The sequence below is a fragment of the Amycolatopsis sp. cmx-4-83 genome (assembly GCF_046548815.1).
Lineage (GTDB): Bacteria > Actinomycetota > Actinomycetes > Mycobacteriales > Pseudonocardiaceae > Amycolatopsis > Amycolatopsis pretoriensis_A.
On the sequence record NZ_JAEBEF010000005.1, the window covers coordinates 182654 to 201096 of the forward strand.

At 72.9% G+C, this 18443-nt stretch carries 20 protein-coding genes; 10 read left to right on the forward strand and 10 right to left on the reverse strand.

Translation table 11 applies throughout. The annotated features are described in order from the left end of the window. Positions 1–196: 196 nt before the first annotated feature. Both ACLJQM_RS16555 and ACLJQM_RS16560 read left to right on the forward strand, forming a co-directional pair. Positions 197–982 carry an SDR family oxidoreductase gene (locus tag ACLJQM_RS16555; RefSeq protein WP_410631932.1) on the forward strand — a complete coding sequence of 262 codons (786 nt, stop codon included), beginning with the start codon at positions 197–199 and terminating at the stop codon, positions 980–982. A gap of 1 nt (position 983) precedes the next feature. Further along, on the forward strand, positions 984–2015 hold the full coding sequence (locus ACLJQM_RS16560; protein ID WP_410631933.1) for an aldo/keto reductase: 1032 nt from the start codon (positions 984–986) through the stop codon (positions 2013–2015). A 91-nt stretch (positions 2016–2106) separates the two neighbouring features. On the opposite strand, the gene ACLJQM_RS16565 is transcribed toward ACLJQM_RS16560, so the two are convergent. After that, positions 2107–4599, reverse strand: a complete 2493-nt coding sequence (locus tag ACLJQM_RS16565) for a CHAT domain-containing protein (protein WP_410632183.1) — start codon at positions 4597–4599, stop codon at positions 2107–2109. Between the two features lie 207 nt (positions 4600–4806). Beyond that, positions 4807–4983: a hypothetical protein gene (locus ACLJQM_RS16570; RefSeq protein ID WP_360765778.1), complete on the reverse strand. Its 177-nt coding sequence runs from the start codon at positions 4981–4983 to the stop codon at positions 4807–4809. Between the two features lie 260 nt (positions 4984–5243). Here ACLJQM_RS16570 and ACLJQM_RS16575 point away from each other — a divergent pair, with 260 nt between their 5' ends. The 3 genes from ACLJQM_RS16575 to ACLJQM_RS16585 all read left to right on the forward strand — a co-directional run bounded on the left by ACLJQM_RS16575 (position 5244) and on the right by ACLJQM_RS16585 (position 7759). Further along, complete coding sequence (locus ACLJQM_RS16575) at positions 5244–5603, forward strand: VOC family protein (protein WP_410631934.1); 360 nt, start codon at positions 5244–5246, stop codon at positions 5601–5603. Between the two features lie 76 nt (positions 5604–5679). Further along, entirely contained in the window at positions 5680–7347 is a 1668-nt protein-coding gene (locus tag ACLJQM_RS16580; RefSeq protein ID WP_360765775.1) for a hypothetical protein, read from the forward strand. 16 nt (positions 7348–7363) lie between these two features. Next, positions 7364–7759, forward strand: a complete 396-nt coding sequence (locus ACLJQM_RS16585) for an NUDIX hydrolase (RefSeq protein ID WP_360765772.1) — start codon at positions 7364–7366, stop codon at positions 7757–7759. On the opposite strand, the gene ACLJQM_RS16590 is transcribed toward ACLJQM_RS16585, so the two are convergent. Beyond that, positions 7721–8908 (reverse strand): epoxide hydrolase family protein, encoded by a 1188-nt coding sequence (locus tag ACLJQM_RS16590; protein ID WP_410631935.1) that lies wholly within the window; start codon positions 8906–8908, stop codon positions 7721–7723. The two genes, ACLJQM_RS16585 and ACLJQM_RS16590, sit on opposite strands and share 39 nt — an antisense overlap. 83 nt (positions 8909–8991) lie before the next feature. On the opposite strand from ACLJQM_RS16590, the gene ACLJQM_RS16595 reads away from it, so the two are divergent. Then, the gene (locus ACLJQM_RS16595) at positions 8992–9570 is read left to right on the forward strand and encodes a CGNR zinc finger domain-containing protein (protein ID WP_410631936.1); all 579 of its coding nucleotides are present in this window, start codon (positions 8992–8994) and stop codon (positions 9568–9570) included. On the opposite strand, the gene ACLJQM_RS16600 is transcribed toward ACLJQM_RS16595, so the two are convergent. Next, a complete protein-coding gene (locus ACLJQM_RS16600) occupies positions 9527–10747 on the reverse strand; it encodes an MFS transporter (protein ID WP_410631937.1) in 1221 nt (406 codons plus the stop codon). The genes ACLJQM_RS16595 and ACLJQM_RS16600 overlap by 44 nt on opposite strands. Positions 10748–10846: 99 nt before the next feature. Between ACLJQM_RS16600 and ACLJQM_RS16605 the strand changes: the two genes are divergently transcribed. Then, complete coding sequence (locus ACLJQM_RS16605; RefSeq protein ID WP_410631938.1) at positions 10847–11926, forward strand: DUF5937 family protein; 1080 nt, start codon at positions 10847–10849, stop codon at positions 11924–11926. A 43-nt stretch (positions 11927–11969) separates the two neighbouring features. On the opposite strand, the gene ACLJQM_RS16610 is transcribed toward ACLJQM_RS16605, so the two are convergent. Both ACLJQM_RS16610 and ACLJQM_RS16615 read right to left on the reverse strand, forming a co-directional pair. Next, complete coding sequence (locus ACLJQM_RS16610) at positions 11970–12146, reverse strand: hypothetical protein (RefSeq protein ID WP_410631939.1); 177 nt, start codon at positions 12144–12146, stop codon at positions 11970–11972. A 7-nt stretch (positions 12147–12153) separates the two neighbouring features. Beyond that, complete coding sequence (locus tag ACLJQM_RS16615) at positions 12154–12456, reverse strand: hypothetical protein (RefSeq protein WP_410631940.1); 303 nt, start codon at positions 12454–12456, stop codon at positions 12154–12156. Positions 12457–12569: 113 nt separating this feature from the next. Between ACLJQM_RS16615 and ACLJQM_RS16620 the strand changes: the two genes are divergently transcribed. Then, positions 12570–14045, forward strand: coding sequence for an amidase (locus ACLJQM_RS16620; protein ID WP_410631941.1), 1476 nt, complete (start codon positions 12570–12572; stop codon positions 14043–14045). On the opposite strand, the gene ACLJQM_RS16625 is transcribed toward ACLJQM_RS16620, so the two are convergent. Beyond that, complete coding sequence (locus ACLJQM_RS16625; protein WP_410631942.1) at positions 14011–14472, reverse strand: YdeI/OmpD-associated family protein; 462 nt, start codon at positions 14470–14472, stop codon at positions 14011–14013. The genes ACLJQM_RS16620 and ACLJQM_RS16625 overlap by 35 nt on opposite strands. A gap of 88 nt (positions 14473–14560) precedes the next feature. Between ACLJQM_RS16625 and ACLJQM_RS16630 the strand changes: the two genes are divergently transcribed. Continuing rightward, the gene (locus tag ACLJQM_RS16630) at positions 14561–15550 is read left to right on the forward strand and encodes an RNA polymerase subunit sigma-70 (RefSeq protein ID WP_410631943.1); all 990 of its coding nucleotides are present in this window, start codon (positions 14561–14563) and stop codon (positions 15548–15550) included. A 17-nt stretch (positions 15551–15567) separates the two neighbouring features. Here the strand turns inward: ACLJQM_RS16630 and ACLJQM_RS16635 are convergent, their stop codons facing one another. The 3 genes from ACLJQM_RS16635 to ACLJQM_RS16645 form a co-directional block, all read right to left on the reverse strand. After that, a complete protein-coding gene (locus ACLJQM_RS16635) occupies positions 15568–16305 on the reverse strand; it encodes a dihydrofolate reductase family protein (RefSeq protein ID WP_410632184.1) in 738 nt (245 codons plus the stop codon). After that, positions 16302–16916: a dihydropteroate synthase gene (locus tag ACLJQM_RS16640; protein ID WP_410631944.1), complete on the reverse strand. Its 615-nt coding sequence runs from the start codon at positions 16914–16916 to the stop codon at positions 16302–16304. Before ACLJQM_RS16640 ends, ACLJQM_RS16635 begins: the two co-directional genes overlap by 4 nt. Positions 16917–17035: 119 nt before the next feature. Further along, positions 17036–17335, reverse strand: a complete 300-nt coding sequence (locus ACLJQM_RS16645) for a YciI family protein (RefSeq protein WP_410631945.1) — start codon at positions 17333–17335, stop codon at positions 17036–17038. A 179-nt stretch (positions 17336–17514) separates the two neighbouring features. Here ACLJQM_RS16645 and ACLJQM_RS16650 point away from each other — a divergent pair, with 179 nt between their 5' ends. Then, positions 17515–18423: a hypothetical protein gene (locus tag ACLJQM_RS16650; RefSeq protein ID WP_410631946.1), complete on the forward strand. Its 909-nt coding sequence runs from the start codon at positions 17515–17517 to the stop codon at positions 18421–18423. Positions 18424–18443: the final 20 nt, after the last annotated feature.

Below are 18443 nucleotides of genomic sequence, written 5' to 3' on the forward strand. Positions count from 1 at the left end.
CTCCTGAGCGCGGGGTGTGGCGATCTTCAGAAATAACGCACCGGACCGGTGAAAAGCAATACTCGTGCTAGGGTACGAAAGCGAGAACGCCCCACGATCATGGCCTTGACCAGCACTTTTATCACCTGGATCGCAATCTCGGAATGCAATTCCCGCACACAAGTGACAATTCGACGCCGAAATACCTGGAGCCCGCGTGGAACTGACTGGACGGGTCGTCGTGCTGACCGGCGCGGCCCACGGGATCGGGGCCGCGATGGCCCGTCGCTTCGCCGCCGAGGGCGCGGCGGGCGTGGTGGTGTCGGACGTCGACGAGGCCGGCGCCGCCCGGGTGGCGGACGAGATCACCACCGCGGGCGGCCGGGCCGTCGCGGTGGCCGCCGACGCGACGTCCAAAAAGGACCTGAAAGCGCTGGTCACGACCGCGCGAGACGAGTTCGGCCCGGTGGACCTGTTCTGCGCCAACGCCGGGGCGGCGTTCGGCACCGGCGTGCACGCCGCCGACGAGCAGTGGCAGAAGTCCTGGGAGCTCAACGTGCTGCAGCACGTGCACGCCGCGCAGGCGGTGCTGCCCGCGATGCTCGCGCGCGGCGAGGGCTACCTGCTGATCACGGCGTCGGCCGCCGGCCTGCTCGGCACCCCGGGCGACGCGCCGTACTCGGTCACCAAGCACGCGGCCGTCGGCCTCGCCGAGTGGCTGGCGATCACCTACCGGCCGCGCGGGATCCGGGTCAGCGCGCTGTGCCCGCTCGGCGTCCGCACGGCGCTGCTCGAACCCGGCATCGCCGCCGGTCACCCGGCCGCGCTGGCCATCGCGGCGCTGGCGCCGCTGCTCGAGCCCGAGGACGTCGCCGAGGCGGTCGTGCACGGGCTCGGCAAGGAGGAGTTCCTGATCCTGCCGCACGAGTCCGTGCGGGAATCGTTCGCGCGCAAGGCGAGCGCGGTCGACGCGTGGATCGACGAGATGGCCGTGGGAGGCTGAAGTGGAGTACCGCAGGCTCGGCGCGAGCGGGCTCGCCGTCAGCGAGATCGCGTACGGCAACTGGCTGACGCACGGCGAACCCGGCTGCGTCACCGCGGCGCTGGACGCCGGCGTCACGACGTTCCACACCGCGGCGGCGTGGGACGGCGGCGCGGCCGAAGAGGCTTACGGGGCCGTGTTTTCCGGACTGGACCGCGACGAACTGGTGCTGTGCACCGGGGTCTTCTGGCCGGAGGGCCCGGGCCCCAACGCCGCCGGGCTGAGCCGCAAGCACGTGATCGCGTCGTGCGAGGGCTCGCTGCGGCGGCTGCGCACCGACCACGTCGACGTCTACCAGCTGCTGCGCTTCGACTACCGCACCCCGGTCGCGGAGACGTTCCTCGCGCTGTCGGATCTGGTGCGGCAGGGGAAGATCCGCTACGCCGGCACGTCGGAGTGGACGGCCGAGCAGCTGCTGCAGGCCCACGAAGCGGCGCAGCGCTACGACGTCCCGCTGATCGCCAACCAGCCGCACTACTCGATGCTGTGGCGGGTCGCGGAAGCGCAGGTGATGCCGGTGAGCGACCGGATCGGCGTCGGGCAGTTCGCTTCGGTACCGCTCGCCCAGGGCGTGCTCACCGGCAAGTACCACGACGGCCGCATCCCGCCGGGTTCTCGCGCGGCGGGACCGGCGTACGCGCGGCCGTTGCTGATGCCGGAGCTGCTGGAACGGGTGGCGCTGCTGCGCGGAGTCGCCGACGACGCCGGCCTGACGATGGCGCAGCTCGCGCTGGCGTGGACGCTGCAGCACGAGGGCGTCGCTTCAACGATCGCCGGCGCGAGCACGCCCGAGCAGGTCACGGAGAACGCGAAGGCTGCCGGCATCCGTCTCGACCTGGACGTCCTGACCCGGATCGACCACCTCCTCGGCAGTTTCATCCAGACCGACCCGCGGCTGGTGTGGTCCCCGCCCGCTCAGCCCGCGCAGAGGACCGGAGCACCTAAGCCCAGCGACACCGAACCCAACCAACATCCCGCCCCCCGAACATCATGAACGAGTCGTTCACCGCATCCGACGACATGAACGACTCGTTCATGACACCGCGCCCAGCTCACGCCACCCTCAAGACCAGCTCCCCACCCGCTCAGCCCGCCCCGAGGCAGACGAACGGCCTGCGGAACGGGTCCACCGCGATCGCGTCGGCCAGTGCCAGCGCGGGGCGTTCCCGCTCCGCCAGCGCCCGGTAGTAGTCGTCCATCGCGGCCGCCGAGGCGAGGTCGCCGACGCGGGACAGCGGGGCGATCACCGTCCGCGAACCGCTGGCCAGCAACGCGCTGGCGAAGCCCAGAGCTTCGTCGCCGGGCCGGATCCGGTTGAGCGCCAGCTCGCACGCGGCGAAGACGACCTGCCGCGGCGGCTGCCGCAACCCCGCCATCTCGTGGCCGAAGAGGGCGCCGTCGGCGAGTTCCAGCCGGGAGAAGAGCGCGTTCTCCGGCTCGTGGGCCCCGTGCGCGGCGAAGTGCGCGAGCTTCGCGCCGTCCATCGCGCGCAGGACGGACTTCACGGTGGCCTTGGCGCCGGTCATGGTCGTCGCGGTGCGGTAGTGCGTGGTCAGCTTCTCCAGCTCACCGCGCGCCCCCGCCAGCCCGGGCCCGCGGACGAGCACGATCCGCCGCGCCCGGGACAGCTTGGTGAGCTCGGCGGCGAGCCACGCGGTCGCCGACGGCGCCACGACGGTCGGCCGTCCCCGCAGCCCCGGCAGCACGCCCCACGGCACGGCGTAGAGCGGCCCGGTCGGCACGATGACCAGTTCGCGGTCGCCGAACAGCTCGGCGAGCGGCTGGATGAGCTGCGCGTCGATCTTGTCGGCCTGCTTGCGCGCGGACGCCATGACGACCTCGGCCAGCCGCTCGGGCAGATTGTCCGGCGCGAGCGCGTCGAGGTCGACGTTGAGCACCCGGGCGGACTCCGCGGCGGCCCCGGCCGACCCGAGCCGCACGAGCCGGCACTCGCCGCCGGCCACGACGACGGCGACGAGCTCGTCCCCGGACGCGGCGAAGCTGATCATGGCCCGCTCCCCGAGCCGCGCGACGACCTCGTGCAGCCCGGCCACCGGCCGCGGCCGCCCCCACCGCCCGGTGTGCCACCCGAGCCGCTGGGCCTCCCGCAGCCGTTCGTTGTACTTCGCCCGCAGCCCGGCGATCGGGTGCCCGTCGTGCTGGGCCTCCTGGATCGCCTGCCCGAGCCCCCGCACCTCGGCCACGCTCGCGGCGAGCTCGGGATCGGTCCCGGCGGAAAGCGGTTCGTACCGGTAGGTCTGCGCGCGAGTGCGTTCGAGCCAGACGAACAGGCGCCGGGCATCGTTGCGTTCGAGCACGAGCTTCACGGCGAGGTCGGCGAGCTCTTGACCGTGCAACGCGGTCCCGGAGACGAGGTCGAGCCCACCCATCCGGTCACGGACGGCGTCGAGTTCGGTGAGCCCGGACCGGATTTCGGTGAGCGCCTTCGCCCGGCTCCCCTGCGCGACGGCGAGCTCGGCCCGGCAAAGGCGCCGCAGCATCCGGTAGTCGATGGGGGTGAGCTGCCCGGGCCGCGGGACGGTGCGGAGCGTCTCGGCGGCTCGTTTGAGGTTGCCCCGCCGGATGTCCAGCCGCACGGCGAGCATCCGCGCGGTGGCGGCCTGCTCGGTCAGCAGCGGCGCGGGCATCTTGGCCGCGATCCGGAGGGCGCGGGTCGGCAACGCCGCGGGGATCTCCCCGGAACGCAGGATGTCGCGCACGTCGGCCTGCAGCCCGACCACGGTCGCGTTGGCGACGCAGGTGCGGCAGCCGACCTTGAGCATCCCGCGCCGGGCGGACGCGGCCATGCTCCGCGCCAGCTCGAGCTCGTCGTTCATCAGGGCGGCGGACGCGCGGTGCAGCTCGGCGTTGGCGCGCTTGCGGGTGACGTTGTGCTGCTCGTCCATCATCGCGAGGGCGTCGTCGAGGTGGCCGCCCGCTTCGTCCGCCAGCCCGGCCGCCATCAGGGCCTGCGCCTGTTCGAGCCGGAGCTGCAGCGGCACTTCCAGGCCCAGCGCCTGGTACGTGCGCTCGCCGATCTGGTACAGCCGCAGCGCTTCGGGCAGATCGCCGGTGCGGTGGGCGAGCACGCCGAGGCTGCGCCGGACGTCGGCTGCTTCGACCCGCAGCTCGTGCTTCTCGGCGAGCTCGAGCGCCCGCGTGAGGTCGACGTGCGCCTGGCGGACGTTGCCGAGCTTCGCGTGCGACCACCCCCGCGCGGAGAGGGTCTGCACGAAAGCGCCCATCCGAGCCGCGGGGTTCGGGCCGTGCGCCAGCCGGTACTCGTGGTGCCCGACCGACTCTTCGAAGTACCCGATGCTGTCTTCGTTCCGGCCCACGGTCATGAGCTTCATGGCGTAGTTGTGGTTCAGCGACGCGCTGAGCTCGGCCTTGAGCACCGGATCGGTGACCGCGTCGATCAGCAGGCGCACGTCGTCGAGGCCGGCCAGCCCGGCGGGGACGTCCCCGGTGATCTCGGTGGACATGGCGGCCAGTGTGCTGGCGAGGCGGATGCGCGTCACCAGCCAGTCGGACCGGTGGGCGGAAGCCACGGGGTGGATCGAGTCGAGCAGGGTCATCCCCTGCCGGAGCTGCCGGACCCCGTCGTGGTAGCGCCCCAGGCAAGAGGCGGCGGAGGCCGCCTTCTGCAACGTGCGCACCCGCTCGAGCACATCGGCAGGGTTGGGGTTTGTCACAGGCACACTCCTATGACAGCACAGCCGAGGGCAGAAGGAAGCCCGCCTACCGGCGAAAGATCGGCAAGCGGGCGACCACCCTCGGGTGTTTCAGTTGACGCGCTGGTAGCAGGGGTCGCCGCAGTTGGGCGAAACCACCGGCGTTTCGGGCTTGTGCCCGACGTGGACCCAGCCGTGCTCGTCGGGCTCCGGGTGCGGGACCACCGGGCCGGCCTTCTCGATCGGTTCCGGCGTCTCTTCCGGTTTGGTGTCCGTGGGCGTCGACATGGTCGATCTCCTCTCCCCTGGGGATCTGCATGGGGACGCTGACCGTGACGGTGAGTCCCCCGTCGCGAGGCCCTCTCCCCGCGAACGGCCCAATAGTTGCACAACGGAGCAATGATCGGGAGGGTTTTAGCTACGGAAAGTCAGCCCAACCGGCTGTGAACAGGCTCGACGTCCCGGCGGGAACGTCCTAAAGGGTGAAGTCTGTAACGACGTCCACACCGGACGTGCATTCCGGGCGGATCCGCGGGTACCACCCGACCATGAAGCTGACCTCCACCGTGCTCGGCGCGCCGGAGCCGCGCGCGCTCGCCGCGTTCGACTCGACACTGCTCGGCTGGCCGATCCGGACCGATGAGCCGGAGTGGGTGACGCTGCGGCCGGACGACGGGAGCGCCGGGCTGTCGTTCCAGCTCGAAACCGGGCACGTGCCGCCCGTCTGGCCGCCCGCCGACGGCACCCAGCAGATGCAGCTGCACCTCGACATCGAAGTCGACGACCTCGAGGGAGCGACCGCCACCGCGCGAGCCGCCGGGGCCGTCGTCGCGGACTTCCAGCCGCAGGACGACGTGCGCGTCTGCTTCGATCCCGCCGGGCACCCGTTCTGCCTCTGGACGAGGTGACGCCCCGCGTTCGACCGGTCACAGGATCCGCTATGTTCGGCTCAGGTCCTGGTCGTGGCGAACGGAGTTGAGTCCTGTGGGGGTGCACCGGATCTGGCACCACGGCTTGGTCCCCACCGAAGGAAAACGCCCCCTGGACGCCTTGCGCAGCAGGCTGATCACCCGCCAGCGGCAGCACGACGACTACACCGTCACCGATCTCGGCTCGTCCGACGACGGCGGATCGCGCCGGTGCGACCTCGAATTCGCTTACGGCGACGGCGAAGGACGCTACTCCGTTCAGGTATTCCTGTCCCTCTGCTACCGCGCCGGCGAGGATCGGGTGACGTGGTTGCTGGCCGCGGCGTGCACGCGGCCGTGGCGCAGCTGCCACGTCGCGCCCGCGCACCGGATCGGGCTGGAGGAGCTGGGCGCGAGCGGCCACGACGAAATCCCGATCGAAACCCCGGTGCTGGCCATGCGCGGCTGGTCCCGCGAGGAGTGCGACCACCTCGCCGACCTGCTGGGCGAGGCGCTGGTGGCGCCGTGGCGGACGTCGGCGGTGCTGGTGCTCGCCGAGCCGCCGACGGTGCCGGTCGCGGGCTGGGCCGGGCTGGTCAACGTCTTCGACGTCGACGACCGCTTCCGCCGCACGCTCAACCGGAACGTCCCCCTCGGCTGCGCGGTCCCGGCGGGCGCGCGACTGTACGCGCCGCCGTGCGACCAGCTCCCGGACTTCGTCGAGACGGCCAGCCCGGTGAACGGCGAAGCCCTCGAAGGCGCGATCACGCAGCTCATCCAGGCGCGCGGCCGGACACCGCTGCCAGAGGAGTGGGCCGACGTGGCGAGCGTGCGGGCCTGGTACGCGGCCGATCCGTTCGTCTCGCCGGAGCGCGAGCCGGACGCCGGCCTGACCGAGAAGCTCGACCGGGCCGAGCGCGAGCTGGCCGAGGCCCGCCGGGTGATCACGATCCTGCGGAAGAAGGCCAAGGCCCACGCCGAAGAGCGCGATCGCCACGCCTGCGAGGTGAAGGCGCTGCGCAGCCGGCTCGAGGACGTCTCCGCGACCGAAGTCGGGTGCCTGCGCGAGCAGCTCGCGCAGCTGCAGGCGACGGTGGACGACTACGCGCGCGAATTTGAGGAGACCGAAGCCGAACGCGACGAACTCAGGCGCGTCAACGGGTTGCTGGCGGGCCGCCTCGCCCGCCACCACGACGCGGACGACGAAGTGGCCGCCGCCGGCCGCCCGCCGGAGGAGTTCTCCAGCTTCGCCGAGCTGGTCAAGGCGGCGGCGTCGCTCGCGCACCTCGTGCTCACGGCGGAACCGGCGCCGGCCGCGATCCTCGACCACCACCCGAAAGCCGCGGCCTGGCGCCGCAAGGCGTGGGACGCGCTGCGGACCCTCGACGCGTACGCGAGCGCGCGCACGTCGTTGCTCGACGCGGGCCAGGACCCCGGCCCCGAGCTGTCGGACGTCCTCGCGTTCGCCCGCACCGGCCAGCCGGGTTCCCTGATCAGCGCCAACATCATCGCCTTGGCCGAGTCCGACACGGTGACCACGAACGAACGGCTCCGCCAGGCCAGGACGTTCCGCGTCGACCCCCGCACCAACCCGGCGGGCCGCGACTACTTCGGTGCCCACATCGCCTTGGAGCGCTTCAAAGCACCGGCGCCGCGCCTGCACTTCCTGGACGACACGGACCGCACGGGCCGGGTGTATGTCGGTTATCTGGGCGCCCACCTGCCGACGTCGAAGACCAACTGAGCGAGAATCGGCGCTCATGACGGAAAAGAACCTGGCGTACTGCTGGATCCCGCGCGGCGAGCGGGTGCTGTTCCTCCGCCGCACGGCCGGGGTGTTCCGCGCGGGCGAGTGGGAACTGCCGGGCGGGACGGCCGAGCCGGGCGAGCCGTTCGAGACGACGGCGGTCCGGGAAGCGGTGGAGGAAACCGGTTTGCGGGTTCGCGTCACCGGGGAGCTGGCGCGGGATTCGTGGCCGGACATCGCGGGCCGCGACCTGCGGATCCACGCTTTCGTTTACACGACAGAGGAAACCGGCACCGGCGAGGTCGTGCTCAACCCGGCGGAGCACGACGACTTCGCGTGGCTGACGCCGGCGGAAGCCCGGGAACTGCCGCTACCGGACCACTTCCGGCGACTGCTCGGTCCGTCCTGACCGGGCGGCCAGCACCGCGGCGAGGCCCTCGCGCAGATCCCCGACGAAGTATCCGGGCACTTCCAGCGACGGGAAGTGTCCCCCGGCTTCGGGCGAGCACCACCGGACGATCCGCCGGTACCGCTCCCGCGCCCACGGACGCGGGCACTTCTCGATGTCGCGCGGGTACATGGTGATCGCGGCCGGGACGTCGACCCGGAGTTCGGGATCGAGCGAGTTGTGGCTCTCGTAGTAGATGCGGGCCGCCGACGCGCCGGTCCGCGTCAGCCAGTACAGGGTGACGTCGTCGAGGATCCGGTCGCGGGAGATCCGCTCGAACGGGCTGTCTTCGGTGTCCGACCACTCGGCGAACTTGTCGAGGATCCAGGCGAGCAGCCCGACCGGTGAGTCGACGAGCGAATAGCCGATGGTCTGCGGCCGCGTCGCCTGCTGCTTCGCGTACGCCGCACGGTTGTGCCAGAAGTCGCGCGTCTCCTCGGCCCACTTCCGCTCGAGCGCCGTCAGCCCGTCCGCCGGCAGCCCGGGCGGCCCCTCCGCGAACGTCGTGTGGATACCGAGGACGTGCGCCGGGAACCGGCCGGCGAGCACCGTGGTGATGTTGCCGCCCCAGTCGCCGCCGTGCGCGAGGAACTCGCGGTAGCCGAGCCGGCCCATCAGCTCCACCCACGCGGCCGCGATCTTCTCGGTTCCCCACCCGGTCGTGGCCGGTTTGTCGCTGTAACCGAAGCCCGGCAGCGAGGGCGCCACGACGTGGAACGCCGGCGCGGCCGCGTCTTCCGGGTCGGCCAGCTCGGCCACGACGTCGACGAACTCGGCGACGCTGCCCGGCCAGCCGTGCGTGAGGAGCAGCGGCGTGGCGTCGGCACGCGCGGATCGGCGGTGCAGGAAGTGGATTCCCAGCCCGCCGACGGTCGTGCGGAACTGCCCGATCCGGTCGAGGCGCGCTTCGAACGCTCGCCAGTCGTACCCGGTGCGCCAGTAGTCCACGACCTCGGCGAGATCGGCGAGCGGAACGCCCTGGTCCCACCGGCGCGAGCCGTCGACGGTCTCGGCTTCGGGTAATCGCGCGGCGGCTAGCCGCGCACGCAGTTCGTCGAGGTCGGCGTCGGTCGCGCGGGCTTCGAAGGCGTGGACGTCGCTGGTGGGCATGAGACCTCCTCGGTCGAGAGTGAACCGGCTTAGACGGTTCTAACACGCCACCACGGCCGCGGGCAACCGGCTAAGCTGGTTCCATGCGTGCTGAGCACCCCGACTTCCGCCTCGGCAGCGTCCTGGCGACCAGCTTCACGGCGACGCTGACCGAGCGTCAGGGCGACGCCGTGGAGCGCATCCCGACCCCGCACCGCCTCGCCGACTGGCTGGCGGTCAGCGGCCTCGCCGTGCCGTCCTGCACCCCGGCCCAGCTCGCCCTCGCGCGCGAACTGCGGGAGTCGATCCACGCCACGGCGACCGCGGCGGCCCTCGATGAGCCCCTCCCCGCGGCCGCCGTCGAAGTCCTGAACGCCCGCAGCGCCCAGGGCCGGGCGGCGGCTTTCCTGACGCCCGAAGGAAAGCGGATCTGGCGGCTCGGCCCGGCGACCGGTGTGGAAGACGCCCTCGGCGTGATCGCGGCCGACGCGATCAGCATCGTCGCGGGCGAACGGGACGGAAAGCTGGCCTTGTGCGCGTCGCCGACCTGCCGGGCGGCTTTCTTCGACACCAGCCAGAGCCGCAGCCGCCGGTGGTGCGACATGAACACGTGCGGGAACCGGCAGAAGAAAGCGCGCTTCAACGCCGGCCGCCGCCGGGTCGTGAGGGCGAAACAGGGTTAGAACACTGTTTCCCACTCACGACCGCGGAGGCGGAGACGAGCGTGGCGGCGGCGAGGCTGCCCCAGAGAGCGGCCGGGCCACGGGCGGCGAGCGCGGTGATGACCGCCGGGGAGACAGCGAGGCCGAAGCCCGTGGAGAGCTGGAAGCGAGCCAGAGCGCGGCCCAGCACCTGAGCCGGGGCGAGGGCGGTGACGAGGGCCGTGGCGCTGCCGGCGTAGACGATCTCGCCGACCGTGCAGACCACCGACACCGCGGCGACGGCCGGCGCACCCCAGCCGTCACCCAGTGAGGTGGCCCCGAGGAAACCGAGGTAGGACACGGCCAGCACCACGCCGCCGAACGCCAGCACGGTCCGCCGGGGGAAGCGGGACAACAGGACGGTGACCGGGACCTGCAGGACGACCACCAGCACCGTGTTGGCCACGAAGGTGGCCGCCGACCACACCGGGGACGCGTGCAGCCGGGTCACCAGGACCAGCGGGAGCGCGATTTCGGGGACGTTGAGGCAGAAGACGTAGACCACGTTGGCGGCCAGGAGCGCGCGCATCCGCGGTGCGGGCCCGGCGGCCGGGGTATCGGCCGGCTGCGCGCGGACGTGCACCGACCACGCCAGGATCGCCGCGACGAGGTAGGCGAGCCCGGTGAACGCGGCCGACGCCTGAACGGCGGCGGTACCGCCCGCCAGGCACGCCGTGGCGAGGAGCGCACCGGCACCCAGGCCGGCGTTGCGCAGGGCGCGGGCTCCCGCGAGCGCGGCGTCGCGTTCCCGTCCGTGGGCGACCGTCGCGACGAGCGCCGCGTGGGCGGCCGGCCATGCCTGGTTGCCGAGGCCGAGGAAGAGCGCCGCGGCCGCGAACGGCCAGACGTACCCCGCCGGGGCGGCCACCAGCAGCGCCGCGCCCACCACCCGCACCAGCATCGACGCCGCCACGACCGTGCTGCGCGCGCCCCGGTCCAGCCACCGCCCGACCGCGGGCATGGCCACCAGCGCCACCACGACGCCGGCCGTCATGGCGAGGCCGGTGACCGGTGCGGACAGCCCGAGCACCAGCACCCCGTAGAGCAGCAGGAAGGGCCGCAGCAGGCCGGTGCCGAGCGCGTCCACGGCCAGGGCGACGGCGTAGCGCGGGCCGCCGGAAGCCCGGACGAGGGCGCGCGGGCGGATCTTGGTCGTCATGGCGTCCACCGTGCGGCCGAGCGCCGGTTTCGCCGCGCCGGTTGACGAACACCGTCAACCGATGCGGTCGCCGAGCGGCGGACCAGCGAGAATGCGGGGATGACGCTGAAGATCGCCCTCAGCGGCCCGCCGGCCGAGCGGCTGCGGTTCGCCGTCTCGCCGCTGGCCGAGCTGACCGCGATGCTGCACGTCCTGGCCGAACCCGCGCACCACCCGCGGCTCGCCGGCTGGGCCGCGGACGTCTGGGCCGGGCTGCGGCCGGAACTGGCCGAGCGGCTCCGGGAGGCGGAGTTCCTCTGGCGTTCGTCGCGGGCGGACTTCCTGGTCCCCGCCCGTCCCCGCCCGGCACTCGCCGAGGAACTGGACGAGGTGGACCGGATCGACGACGAGACCTACGTGACGGCCGCGCTGATCACCACGTGCGGCAACAACCGCGTCCACTTCGGTGCCCCGTCCCCGCTCGCGGACGCGACGGCACGAGAGCGGGCCCTGGACCTCGCCCAAGCCCGCGGCGCCCGCCAGGAGGCCTTCGCGGAACGGCTGCTCGCCGACCCGGCGGCCGTGCGGGCACGGGTGCGGCACACCCTCGAACAGTGCGCCGAGGCCTTCTTCGACGCCGCGTGGGCCGGCGTCGCCCCGCAGCTCACCGCGGACCTGCGCCGGAAGAACGACCTGCTCCGGCACCAGGGCATCGCGGCGGCCCTCGCGTCGGTCTCCGGCTCGGTCACCCCGTCCCCGGACGGCGGCGGCATCGTCGTGGACAAGCTGCAGGACAACGCGACCACCGCCGCCGGGGTCGTGTTCATCCCCAGCGTCTTCGGCCACCCCCACCTGGTGGCGATCCACGCGCGCGGGTGGCCGCCGGTGGTGCAGTACCCGGTCGCCGAGCCGGACCCGCCGGAGCCGGTGCCCCTGGAGACGGTGACGCTCCGGCTGGCGGCCCTCGCCCACCCGGTCCGGCTGCGCCTGCTCCGCACGCTGGCCCGCGGGCCGCACACCACGGGAGAGCTGGCCCGCGCCTGGGAGCTTTCGCCGCCGGAGGTTTCCCGCCACCTCACCGTCCTGCGCCGCGCGGGCCTGCTGACCGGACGACGGGAGGGCCGGTACGTCCGCTACTCGGTCAAGCTGGCCGAACTGCGGACGCTGGGCTCCGACCTGCTGGCGGCCGTCTTGCGGTGAGCGGCCCGTCGAAGCGGGTCAGGTGCCGTGGTTCCCGGCCCGGTCAGCGGGCGCCTTCGAGGTCCTCGAGACCGAGCCGCCACCAGTTCTCGCCCGCGATCGCGTGCAAGTCCGGTCCCCTGCCGACGACCCGCGTTCCCGCCGGCAGCGGCTTCCCGTCCGGGTCGGCGAGCAGGTGCTCGCCGGTCACCTGGAAGCGTTCTGCGTCGAGAACTCCCATTCCCGCGTCAGCGCGGCGGAGAAGCGCACCAGCCCGCTCGCGCCCACCGGCGGCGGGCCTTCCGGCTCACCCCAGCCGAAGTCCGCACGTGCTCGATGCCGTCACCAAGCGTCCCTTCGAGCAGCGGCGTCCCGGTGGAGTCGTACACGATCGCGTTGCGTTCCGGGCCCTCCGGCCGCGCTGTCAGCTCCGCCAGGTCCGGCTCCGCCGCCCACAACGCGACCGTGACGCCGGGCGCGGATCGTGGACGGCCGGTGCCGGTCGAACCAAGCTTCGAGCACGCACCATTCGACCACGCCGTGACGTCCATCCCGTTGCACCACGCGGCATTTCGTGGCGTCCCAGGTGGAGCGCACCTTCCCGCCACCCATTGCGCGAACCGGCATTTCGTGGCTCCTCGAGCAGGCCGTTAGCTTCGCCGCCATGGAATGGAGCTTTCGATCAGCCGAAGAACTCATTGCCGCGTTGCGCACCGGTGCCGTGACATCAGGGGAACTGACCGACGAGGCGATCGCCCGGATCGAACGTGACGACGAGGTGGTCAACGCGATCTGCGTGCCCGACTTCGACCGTGCGCGGGCCGCCGCGCGCCAGGCCGACCAGGCCCGCGCGCGGGGTGAGGACCGGCCGCTGCTCGGCGTTCCGGTGACGGTCAAGGAGTCCTACGACGTCGCCGGGCTGCCCACGACCTGGGGCCTGCCGGCGCACCGCGACCACCGGCCGGCCGCGGACGCGGTGCAGGTGGCGCGGCTCAAGGCCGCGGGCGCGGTGGTGCTCGGCAAGACCAACGTCCCGTTGGGGCTGCAGGACATCCAGAGCTTCAACGACCTCTACGGCACCACCACCAACCCGTGGGACCGCGACCGCACGGCGGGCGGCTCCTCCGGTGGATCGGCGGCGGCGCTGGCGTCCGGGTTCGGCGCGCTGTCCCTCGGCTCCGACCTCGCCGGCTCGCTGCGCACCCCCGCGCACTTCTGCGGGGTGTACGCGCACAAGCCGACGCTCGGGCTGGTGGCCAACCGCGGCATGGTCGCGCCGTCCGAGCCGGCCCTGCCGGTCGAGCTCGACCTCGCCGTCGTCGGCCCGATGGCGCGCACCGCCCGCGACCTCACGCTCCTGCTCGACGTCATGGCCGGCCCGGACCCGCTGACGCTCGGCAAGGCGTACGACCTGACGCTGCCGCCCGCCCGCCACGAGCGGCTCGGCGACTTCCGGGTCCTGGTCCTCGACGACCACCCGCTCCTGCCGGTCGGGTCCGCCGTGCGGGCGGCCGTGCACCGCGTGGCCACCGCGCTCGCCGACGGCGGCGCCCGCGTCGAACGGCACAGCCCGCTGCTGCCCGACCTGACCGAAGCCGCGACGCTCTATATGCAGTTGCTGATTTCGGGCGCGATCGCGCGTTTCCCCATCGAGTCGCCGGCACAGCTGAAGGCCCGCGCCACCGGTCTCGACGCCGTCCGGCTGGACGCCATGGAGTTCAGCCACCGCGACTGGCTCGAGGCGAACAACCGCCGCGAGGCCCACCGCCACGGCTGGCGGCAGCTGTTCGCGGAGTTCGACGCGGTCGTCTGCCCGATCACGCCGACACCGGCGTTCCCGCACGACCACCACCCCAACCCGATGGAGCGGCGCATCGCCATCGACGGCGCCGAGCACCCGTACTTCGACCAGCTGGTCTGGGCCGGCCTGGCCACCATGCCCGGCCTGCCCGCCACGGCCGTCCCCGCGGGCCGGTCGCCGGAGGGCCTGCCGGTCGGCGTCCAGCTCATCGGCCCGGCCTTCGAGGACCGCACCCCGCTCCGGCTGGCCGAACTGCTCGAACAGCGCATCGGCGGCTTCCGGCCCCCGGAGCCCGGTCGGCGGTTCAACGCTGTTTCTTCCCCTGCTCCAGCAACGTGACCAGTTCGGCGATGCGGGCCGCGCGGACGTCGGGGCGGCGGGTCGTCGCGTCGATCCAGCGCAGGTAACCCTTGCGGTAGAACGTCGCGAGCGAGTCGAAGAACGCCTTGGCCGCCGGGCTCGCCGCCAGCGCCGCCACGATGTCGTCGGCCAGGTCCTGGCGCTGCGGGCCCTCCGGCGCCAGTTCCGCGTCGACCCGGTCGCCCGCCCCGAGGCCGTTGTCCCGCCGCCACGCCTCGCCCAGTCCCAGGCCGAGGTCGGTGCCGAAGCGGCCGAGCGGACCGCGGACCTTGCGCCCGCCGACGGTGCCGGTGACGTGGTGGGTGTCCTTGCGGGTCCACACCTCGTCCGGGTCGAACGGCACCGGCAGGTACACCCGGCCCCGGGGGCCGGTCGTGATCGTCCCGGTGAAGCGCTGCCGCCGCATGCCCCGATGCTAGCCGCGCGTGATGAGTTCTCGGGCCTCTCCCCGTCTCACCTTTCGACCGGACACCACGAGCGGAAGGATGACCGAGATGAGCGCACCGGAGGACCTGGCCCAGGTCGACGAGCCGGCCTTCACCGGGCTGGCGGAGCGGCACCGGCGGGAGCTGCACGTGCACTGCTACCGGATGCTCGGGTCCTTCGAGGACGCCGAGGACACCGTGCAGGAGACGTTCCTGCGCGCCTGGCGGCGGCGGGAGACCTTCGAGGGGCGGTCGACGTTCCGGGCCTGGCTCTACCGGATCGCCACCAACGCCTGCCTGGACCTGCTGGCCAAGTGCCGCCCGGAGCCCGCGACCGGCGGCGAGGTGCGGTGGCTGCAGCCCTACCCCGACCGGCTGCTCGACGAGCTGCCCGCGGGCGGCGCGGACGAACCCGAGGCCGTCGCCGTCGCGCGGGAGACGATCGAGCTGGCCTACCTGGTCGCCGTCCAGCACCTGGCGCCGCGGCCGCGGGCCGTGCTGATCCTGCGTGACGTGCTCGGCTGGCCCGCGAAGGACGTCGGGGAGCTGCTCGGGGACTCCGTCAACTCCGTGAACAGCGCACTGCAGCGGGCCCGCGCCGGCCTGCGGGCGCACCTGCCCGCCGAGCGCCGGGACTGGACGAGCGGCGAGGAGGACGCCGGCACGCGCGAACTGGTCCGACGCTTCACCGACGCCAGCGTCGCCACGGACATCGACGCGCTCGCCGCCCTGCTGCGCGACGACGTCCGCTGCTCGATGCCGCCCACCCCGGGCCTGCGGATCGGCCGCGCCGCGGTCGTGGACGACTGGCGCGAGGACGGTTTCGAGAGCATGAAGGGCCTGCGCGCGGTCCCCACGCCGGTGAACCGGCAGCCCGCCGTCGCCTTCTACCTCTGGCGGGAGAAAGAGGGCGCGTACCTGCCGCTGACGATCGACGTCCTGCGCGTCGCGGGCGGGGCGATCGCGGAGATCACCACGTTCCACGCCGACCGCTTCCCGCGGCTCGGCCTACCGGAGCGCCTGCCGGCGGTCACCGAGACGGCACCGACGGGCAGGTGAAGCCGGCGAAGAGGTCGTCAGCCGCCCGGAGCTCGTTTCACCAGGTACCGCAACAGCACGCTCGCCCCGTCCGTCAGCACCGAGGCCAGCTCCAGCCCCGCCGGATCCACCACCCCGCCGACAGCGGCGCGGCTCGACGTCCCCGCCACCAGGAACGGCGCCACCGTCAACCGGAACTCGTCGACCACGCCCGCCTCGATCAGTGAGCCGAACAGCTTCGGCCCGCCCTCGCAGTCGATGCGGCCCAGACCCTCGGCCACCAACGTCGAAACCACGCCCGAGACCCCGTCCACCACGAACACCCGCGCGCCGTTCGACGCCCACGCGGCGCGCAACGACGCCGGGGCCGCCGCGGACGTGAACACCAGCGTCGGGACCGCGGCTTTCGTGATCACCGGGGCGTCCGCCGGCAACGAACGGCCGGAAGTCACCACCGCCACCGGCGCGATCGGGGCCAGCCCGAACCGGCGGCGGCGCTCGGCCGTCCGCTCGTCCGGGCGCATGCCCTCAAACCCCTCCGCCACCGCCGTCCCCGCGCCCACCAGGACGACGTCGGCCAGGTCGTTGCCGAGGCGGTAGACGATCCGGTCCGCGGGCGTCGAGAGAGCCCCCGACACGCCGTCGACCGTGATCGCGCCGTCCGCGCTCGACACGAAGTTCACCGCCACCCAGCGCGGGTCGGCCGGGTAGGCGTACAGCTGCTCGAGGTCCGCGTCGGCGAGGTCGCGCCCGGCCGGCCAGACCTGCCGGATCACTCCCACCGGACCGCCTTCGCCGGCGGGCGGGTGCCCGCGATGCTCGCCGCCATCTCGGCCACGTGCCGCGTCGCGCGCGGGTGCGCCGTGCGGAGGATCGCCGCGCCGGCCGACGCCGTCAGCGCCGCCAGCGCCAGCCCGGCCGGGGTGCCGTCGCCCGCGACTGCGGCCAGCACCGGCACGTCCGACGGCAGCGACGGCGCTTCGCGCACCACTCCCACGTCGAGGACGGCCCCCTCGGCGGGCACCCCGCGCGCGACCGCGTCGGACACCGACGGGCCGGCGTAACCCGCGCCGTACCGGGCCGCGACGTCGACGAGGTCGGCTCGCGCGAGGATCAGGTCGGCGCCCGCCCCACAACAGGCCGCCGCGACCGAAGCGTCCGCGGTGTCGACCGCCAGGACGAGGCCGGGAAAAGTCGCTCGGGCCCACGCGACCAGGGGTTCGACGCCGGTTCCGGCGAAACCCACCAGGTCGGCGCCGTCCGCGACGGCGCTCGTGACCGCCTCCCTCGCCGCGTCGGGCTCCGGGAGCACCTGCACCACGGCCAGCACCAGCGCGTGGTCACTGCTCGACCGGCGGCCCCGGAAGACGAGGTCGGGGGTTCTCATCGCGTGCTCCCTGCTGGACATCCGTGCTTCGCGATCATAAGCGAGCAGGCAGGGCAACACCCTTCGCCGTCAGGTGGCGGGGCACCGTCGCCGGGCCACCCGACTTTCGACGGACTTCCTCAGGAGGCGAGCGCCTCGTTGATCGCCTGCAGTTCCTGCGCCGTGCGGGTGGCGGCGAACTCGATGACGTCGTACCGGGCGAGGCGCTGGACCACGAACGGGTCGCTGGCGAGCACGGCGTCGAGCTTGCCCCGCAGCATCGGGCGGGTCAGTATCACGTGGTCGGCGGCGCCGCTACCTTTTCCGCAAACCAGGAACAGTCCTTTCGTGAATTGTTTGCGCACCCACTTCGAATGGTCCGGGAGCGCGTAGTCGACTTCTGTTTCGGGCGCTGTGTAGGTCAGCAGTGCGATGTACATGATTCGATGGTAGAACTCCGGCGGCCACCGCGCACCCGAAGTTCCGGTCAAGAAAAAGAGAATTCCTTTACCAACACTTTTTCGACATTCTCGCCGGTTGCCGTACGCCCGTTGTCGTACGACGCGGTGTCGCCGCAGAGCCGACGCGGCGGCTTCGCCGGCGCGCGACACTTCAGACCATGAACGCACTGACGAGGATCTGGCACGACGGACGGCGGGCCGAACGCGTCGCCTACGTCGTCGGCGCGGCGTTGTTCCTCAGCGGCGCCGGGCACGCGGTCGCGCTGCTCGCCACCGGCGGCTCGTGGCTGGGGCCGCTGTCGCTGCGCAAGGCCGTCACGTTCGGCCTGTCCTTCGGGCTGACGCTGGCGTCGGTCGCGTGGACGACGTCGTTCCTCACCCTCCGCGCCCGGTGGCGCGCCGCGCTGCTCGGCGCCTTCACCGCCGCGAGCGTCGTCGAAGTCGTCCTGGTCAGCATGCAGGCCTGGCGCGGGGTGCCGTCGCACTTCAACTTCGAGACGCCGTTCGACAACGTCGTTTCGATGACGCTCGCCGCGGGCGGCGGCGTGCTCATCGTGGTCGTCATCGGCTTCACGGCCGCCGCGCTGGTCGAGCCGGGACCGGCCGCGCCGAGCCTGCGCCTGGCCGTCCGCGCCGGCCTCCTCGTGCTGCTCGTCGCGCTGGCCACCGGCGCGGTGATGATCGGCCGCGGCGTCGTGGCGGCCCGCGGCGGCGACCCGCAGCTGGCCTACACGACGGCGGGCGCGCTCAAGCCGTTGCACGCGGTCGCGATGCACGCGATCCTCGTGCTGCCCGGGCTGGCCTGGCTGCTGCGGTTCACCCGCTGGCCCGAGGCGCACCGCCTGCTCGTGGTGAAGGTGGCCGTCGCCGCCGACGCCGTGCTGACCGCCGTCATCGGCGTCGAGTCCTTCACCGGCACGGATCCCTTCGCCGCCCCGCTGCCGGTCATGGCCCTTTCCGCGCTGGCCGCCCTCGTGCTGGCCGGCACCGGCGGCTACGCGCTGAGCGGCGGTGAACCGCGTTCCCGATCCGTACGTGTTGGCGATGGGAAGGCAAGGGGCCGGTAAAGCGGCGGACGGAGAACACG

Excerpts from the sequence above, each read along its gene's own strand:
- ACLJQM_RS16645 (WP_410631945.1), bottom strand. The coding sequence starts at position 17,335 with ATGTACATCGCACTGCTGACCTACACAGCGCCCGAAACAGAAGTCGAC.
- ACLJQM_RS16565 (WP_410632183.1), bottom strand. The coding sequence starts at position 4,599 with ATGACCCTGCTCGACTCGATCCACCCCGTGGCTTCCGCCCACCGGTCC.
- ACLJQM_RS16620 (WP_410631941.1), top strand. The coding sequence starts at position 12,570 with ATGGAATGGAGCTTTCGATCAGCCGAAGAACTCATTGCCGCGTTGCGC.
- ACLJQM_RS16650 (WP_410631946.1), top strand. The coding sequence starts at position 17,515 with ATGAACGCACTGACGAGGATCTGGCACGACGGACGGCGGGCCGAACGC.
- ACLJQM_RS16640 (WP_410631944.1), bottom strand. The coding sequence starts at position 16,916 with ATGAGAACCCCCGACCTCGTCTTCCGGGGCCGCCGGTCGAGCAGTGAC.
- ACLJQM_RS16605 (WP_410631938.1), top strand. The coding sequence starts at position 10,847 with ATGACGCTGAAGATCGCCCTCAGCGGCCCGCCGGCCGAGCGGCTGCGG.
- ACLJQM_RS16610 (WP_410631939.1), bottom strand. The coding sequence starts at position 12,146 with ATGGGAGTTCTCGACGCAGAACGCTTCCAGGTGACCGGCGAGCACCTG.
- ACLJQM_RS16595 (WP_410631936.1), top strand. The coding sequence starts at position 8,992 with ATGCGTGCTGAGCACCCCGACTTCCGCCTCGGCAGCGTCCTGGCGACC.
- ACLJQM_RS16625 (WP_410631942.1), bottom strand. The coding sequence starts at position 14,472 with ATGCGGCGGCAGCGCTTCACCGGGACGATCACGACCGGCCCCCGGGGC.
- ACLJQM_RS16570 (WP_360765778.1), bottom strand. The coding sequence starts at position 4,983 with ATGTCGACGCCCACGGACACCAAACCGGAAGAGACGCCGGAACCGATC.
- ACLJQM_RS16575 (WP_410631934.1), top strand. The coding sequence starts at position 5,244 with ATGAAGCTGACCTCCACCGTGCTCGGCGCGCCGGAGCCGCGCGCGCTC.
- ACLJQM_RS16585 (WP_360765772.1), top strand. The coding sequence starts at position 7,364 with ATGACGGAAAAGAACCTGGCGTACTGCTGGATCCCGCGCGGCGAGCGG.
- ACLJQM_RS16615 (WP_410631940.1), bottom strand. The coding sequence starts at position 12,456 with ATGGACGTCACGGCGTGGTCGAATGGTGCGTGCTCGAAGCTTGGTTCG.
- ACLJQM_RS16630 (WP_410631943.1), top strand. The coding sequence starts at position 14,561 with ATGAGCGCACCGGAGGACCTGGCCCAGGTCGACGAGCCGGCCTTCACC.
- ACLJQM_RS16600 (WP_410631937.1), bottom strand. The coding sequence starts at position 10,747 with ATGACGACCAAGATCCGCCCGCGCGCCCTCGTCCGGGCTTCCGGCGGC.
- ACLJQM_RS16590 (WP_410631935.1), bottom strand. The coding sequence starts at position 8,908 with ATGCCCACCAGCGACGTCCACGCCTTCGAAGCCCGCGCGACCGACGCC.